Source organism: uncultured Nostoc sp. (assembly GCF_964247315.1).
In the GTDB taxonomy this organism is placed as follows: Bacteria; Cyanobacteriota; Cyanobacteriia; order Cyanobacteriales; family Nostocaceae; genus Nostoc.
Window position 1 is genome coordinate 1 of sequence record NZ_CAXTTT010000224.1, and the last position, 5,236, is coordinate 5,236.

Here is a 5,236-nt window from a genome sequence, read left to right on the forward strand (position 1 = left end):
TGCCAGTTCCTGTTGTTCCAGTGCCACTGCCAGTACCCGTTGTTCCAGTGCCAGTTCCTGTTGTTCCAGTGCCACTGCCAGTACCCGTTGTTCCAGTGCCAGTTCCTGTTGTTCCAGTGCCACTGCCAGTACCCGTTGTTCCAGTGCCAGTCCCTGTTCCAGTACCTGAGCCAGTGCTACCACTAGAGCTTCCACTGCCGGAGCTTCCACTGCCGGAACCTCCACTGCCGGAGCCTCCACTTTGGGCAAAAACTGAAGGAGGTAACGATACAGAAGCAAAACTGATGGCAAAGACAGTAGCTAAAACAGCTTTAGATAAATTTAAAGGCTTCATGCTTATGGTTCCTTTTATGTTCTAGATTTCTGTGGTTGATTGATTTTCAAAAGCGATATTGTCTCTTTAATCCACTGCTAAATTAGCTAAATTCTGGCATAGTTAAAGATTGAGGAGTTTTTTACTTGACTTCTTCTGGAAATGTTGAAAGGATTTGAAAATACTACAACATCTTACTATTAGTCACATTCAACAAAATAACTCATAAACAGTAATTAATTCAGGATTAAGAATCCACGAACAAAGTCGCTTGTTCAAAATAGAAATCAAATATTATATTTACTTTTATCTATTCCATTTTTACTGGATTATTATGAATTATTTTGTTGTTAGCTAGCATAAGTGTTATTTTTTCGGCGGACTTCTACCATAAGAGTAAAACTACTTATATCGCAGGAAATAATTGGGCATTGAAGTTAAGTTAGTTTATAAGCGTAAAACGTTTTAAAGTCTGTAATTAGATAAACCGACTTACCTAAGAGGTACAAGCGATCGCTAATTTAAGCAGGATTTTCATCTCGGTAAATATAATTACTTTATTGACATTAGTTTTTAGTTATTTGGATATAAATGAACTAAAAACTTTAAACAGCTAGATGCTGCTAGTGGTTGAGACTCTAGAAACAATACTTCACAATATTATTTCATCTGAGAACTTATAACTTCATACTCTAGGAGTGTCTTACTTTAGACTTAAGGAATACTTTTGTTGGGAGTTAAATAGGACGGCGTAAATAATTAAAGGTGTGTAATAAGGACTTTATTCCTCATCTTCTGTAGGAAAGGCTGCGCCAACGAGATGCTACGCAATTAAAAGTTGAGATTAAAATTTACCATTCGGCTAAAGCAATCGCTATTCCTTGTTTTAAATCTGGTGTGATTGCATCATTATTTGCTAACTGCTGCAATTGTTGATGTGTGGCTTCCCCATCCAGATTTTTCAGTGCGGCGATCGCATGTAGTCTCACCGATACGTTAGAATCGCCTAACAGCGAAATCAATGGTTCAATGGCTTGCATTTCGCCTAACTGTCCTAAAGACAAGGCGATCGCACTTTTGACACTGGCAATCTCAGTGGCTGTATGCTGCGATCGCAGTATTTGCAATAATATTTCTGTAGCTGGTGGAGTTTCCGGTTTTTGCACTCGCCCCAAAACAGTAACAATTTCTTGCCAAAGCCTCTCTGAAGTGCTTTGATAAAATGCTGTTTGCAAATATTCCAAACTGGATGGTGTCCCCACCCAAACCAAAGCGCGGATGGTTTCTAATTGCAGTGGTAACGGTGTATGGGGTGATATTAGCAGCTTAAATAATTGCTGGGCTGCCCGATCGCAACCCATCCGAGAAAGGGAAACTGCGGCTGCATAACAAACATCAAGATTAAAGTCGTATAGCTTAGGTTGCAGTCTTGTCACCAAATCTAAGGCTTCGCGTAAGTCGGGGCGAAAACCTAAACCAAGGACTGCTGCACGCCTAACTGTAGTGGCTATATCATCCAAAGCGTTTAACAATACTGGTGGTACGCGTTCGTCATGAAAACTGCTGAGGGCTTCAATTGCAGCCGTGCGGATTGCTGCTTGTGGATCTTGCACTACACTCAATAGCGGTATGATGGTTTCTAGTTGCCGAATATAGGAAAGTGATCGCACTGCTAAAAGCCGTGTATCTTCATCTGCTAGAAGTTCAGTTAGTGAAGTAATCGCAACAATACCCATTTGTCCTAGTGCTGTAGCTGCGATCGCTTTGAGTTGTTCATCCTCATCATTTTTCAACAATTTAACTATTGACGCGATAGCTTCTGGGTGTTGAAATTCGCCCAAAGTTCTTGCTGCATACCAGCGCAATTCGTCTTCTGCGTCTTCATCTTCTAATATCTCAATCAGAGGTGGGATGGCAATATTTCCCAAGTGAGTCAACACTTTGGTAATTTCCCAGCGTTGTTGAAAATCCCCCATTTCTAATATGGAAAGTGTTAATTTCAGGAGATATTCTCGATTTTTAACTATCTCTGGATGTTCCGAGTCTGCCCCTAATATTAATTGTTGCAAATATTGAATTAGTGATGACCAATCAGCTGCATAGTATGCTGCCTCGGCTTGCACCAAAAGCTGTTTGATGTTACTCACAATATCTTGCTTGAATTATCAATTTTCTACCTTCTGCCTCCTGCCCCCTGCCTCCTGCCTCCACTAGGTTGGCTTGACTACAACCGAATTACCCTCAATCTTGGCGGCATAAGTTTTAAGTGCTTCTGTCGCTGGGCCTTTTTGCACTTTACCATCAGCTCCATATTCCGAACCATGACAGGGACAAGCGAATTTTTTTGCCTCAGCTTTCCATGCTACAGTGCAACCTGCATGAGTACACGTAGGGTCAACAGCAGTTAGATTTCCGGCTTTAGATGTGCCGACTACCAACACAGGCCCAGCTGGTGAGTTTTTTGCCAGCAATTGACCAGTTTTATCTAAATCTGCTGATGTACCTACTGTTTGCCAATCTTTAGATGCTGGAGTTGTTTGAGAAGAACAAGCTGCGATCGCTACAGGTAGAGAACTCGCAATCCAACCCAAACCTACCCAATTAATAAAGTCACGACGTTTCATAGCTGCTGAAATAATATCTAAGTTTTAGTTAACATCTGCCATTCAATTTTGGATTTTAGATTAATCTATGGCGATCCAAAATTGCTTCAGTCATCTCAAATACCGTTGATTAAGGGTTCTACATCGTTCATTAGTGATTTTAATGCAAATATTGCATAATATTCATGCGGTTTTCGCAAAACTTCCCAAAAAACGTAACAATTTATACGATTTTAACAAAAATCTCATCTTAAGTTATGAGTATCGAAATTGTTACATGAACATTATCTAAACCTGCTTGACGAATTCCCAAGATGTAAATGGCGACAAATTCTCCTTAACTAACCACGGATTTGAAGTTTCGCGCTGGAATGTTCTTGAGTAAAAATAATCAACCGTAGTTAAATATTAAGTTTTTATTCCCTAAGCCTCGTAGATACAGCACCTGATGTAACTACGGATTGATTGGTATTGGTCAATTACCACCACACTTCCCGATCGTATCAGTAATTTGCAACGAGATTCAGCCTCATGACAGATACAGCAACTACCACTAGCCTTAATAAGTTTGAGAAATTAAAAGCAGAAAAAGATGGACTTGCCATCAAGAGTGAGATAGAAAAATTTGCCGCACTAGGTTGGGAGGCGATGAACGAAACAGATCGCGATCATCGACTCAAATGGGTAGGCGTGTTTTTTCGTCCAGTTACCCCAGGCAAGTTTATGATGCGGTTGCGGATGCCTAACGGTATTCTCAGCAGTAGTCAGATGCGTGTTTTGGCCCAAGTAGTGCAGCGTTACGGAGATGATGGTTGCGCTGATATTACTACCAGACAGAATATTCAATTACGGGGGATTAGGATTGAAGATTTACCAGATATCTTTAATAGATTTCACACAGTTGGTTTAACCAGTGTTCAGTCAGGGATGGATAACGTCCGCAATATCACAGGCGATCCTGTGGCGGGGTTGGATGCAGATGAGTTGTACGACACACGAGAGTTGATACAGCAAATTCAAGATATGCTCACCAACAAAGGCGAAGGGAACCCAGAATTTAGCAACTTACCACGAAAGTTTAATATTGCGATCGCAGGTGGACGAGACAATTCAGTTCATGCTGAAATTAACGATTTAGCTTTTGTGCCAGCATTTAAGGAGGGGACAGGGGACAGAGAACAGGGGATAGGGCAAGAATTTTCCCAATCACCAATATTCGGGTTTAACGTCTTAGTCGGTGGCTTTTTCTCAGCTAAACGTTGTGAGGCGGCGATTCCTCTGAATGCTTGGGTGGCTCCAGAAGATGTAGTAGCTGTATGTAGAGCGGTTTTGGAAGTATTTCGCGATTGTGGCTTACGCGCTAATCGGCAAAAATCGCGCTTGATGTGGCTAATTGATGAATGGGGTTTAGATAAGTTTCGAGCAGAAGTAGAAAACCGTTTGGGTAAATCATTAATATCCGCAGCAGCAAAAGATGAAATCGATTGGGAAAAACGCGACCACATTGGAGTATATAAACAAAAACAAGCAGGATTAAATTACGCAGGTTTACACATTCCTGTCGGTCGGTTGTCTGCCGAAGATATGTTTGAAATCGCTCGTCTAGCAGAAGTTTACGGCACTGGCGAAATTCGTTTTACAGTTGAGCAAAACATTGTTATACCCAATATTGCTGACTCACGTTTAGCAACATTTTTAACAGAAACATTGCTAGAAAGATTTTCGATTAATCCTGGTTTGCTGACGCGATCGCTAGTATCTTGCACAGGCGCACAATTTTGCAACTTTGCCCTGATCGAAACCAAAAACCGCGCCCTGGCAATGATAAAAGCCTTAGAAGAAGATTTAACCTTCACCAATCCAGTGCGAATTCATTGGACAGGTTGCCCCAACTCTTGCGGACAGCCCCAAGTTGCAGACATCGGTTTGATGGGAACTAAAACTCGCAAAAATGGCAAAACCCTCGAAGGCGCTGACATATATATGGGTGGCAAAGTCGGCAAAGATGCCCATTTGGGAACTTGTGTTATGAAAGGCATACCATGCGAAGACTTGCAGTCAGTATTGCAAGATTTACTAATCAAAAACTTTGGGGCAAAACCCAAACAAGAAGCCTTAGTAGTTAGTAACTGATTGGGCATTGGGCATGGGGCAAAACAGTTCCGTTAGCGGAAAGCTAGGGTTTAGCCCGTTCTGAGTTCCCAGTCCTGAGTAAAGAAGCGAGATTTCCAACTCAGTACTCAGCACTCTTGAGGGGCATTGGGCATTGAAACTCATACTTCAACCTTAAAGGCTCAACCTTCGAGTTAAAAGGCTCAAC

4 protein-coding genes are annotated in these 5,236 nt (G+C 41.6%); 1 reads left to right on the forward strand and 3 read right to left on the reverse strand.

Annotated features, from left to right (window positions below):
• The 3 genes from ACFE93_RS33900 to ACFE93_RS33910 form a co-directional block, all read right to left on the reverse strand.
• The coding region (locus tag ACFE93_RS33900) for a hypothetical protein (protein WP_375480406.1) at positions 1–225 on the reverse strand (225 nt) is incomplete at its 3' end.
• Between the two features lie 939 nt (positions 226–1,164).
• Positions 1,165–2,463: a HEAT repeat domain-containing protein gene (locus tag ACFE93_RS33905; RefSeq protein ID WP_375480412.1), complete on the reverse strand. Its 1,299-nt coding sequence runs from the start codon at positions 2,461–2,463 to the stop codon at positions 1,165–1,167.
• Positions 2,464–2,523: 60 nt separating this feature from the next.
• Entirely contained in the window at positions 2,524–2,937 is a 414-nt protein-coding gene (locus ACFE93_RS33910) for a ubiquinol-cytochrome c reductase iron-sulfur subunit (RefSeq protein WP_375480408.1), read from the reverse strand.
• 510 nt (positions 2,938–3,447) lie between these two features.
• On the opposite strand from ACFE93_RS33910, the gene ACFE93_RS33915 reads away from it, so the two are divergent.
• Positions 3,448–5,049 carry a ferredoxin--nitrite reductase gene (locus ACFE93_RS33915; protein WP_375480410.1) on the forward strand — a complete coding sequence of 534 codons (1,602 nt, stop codon included), beginning with the start codon at positions 3,448–3,450 and terminating at the stop codon, positions 5,047–5,049.
• Positions 5,050–5,236: the final 187 nt, after the last annotated feature.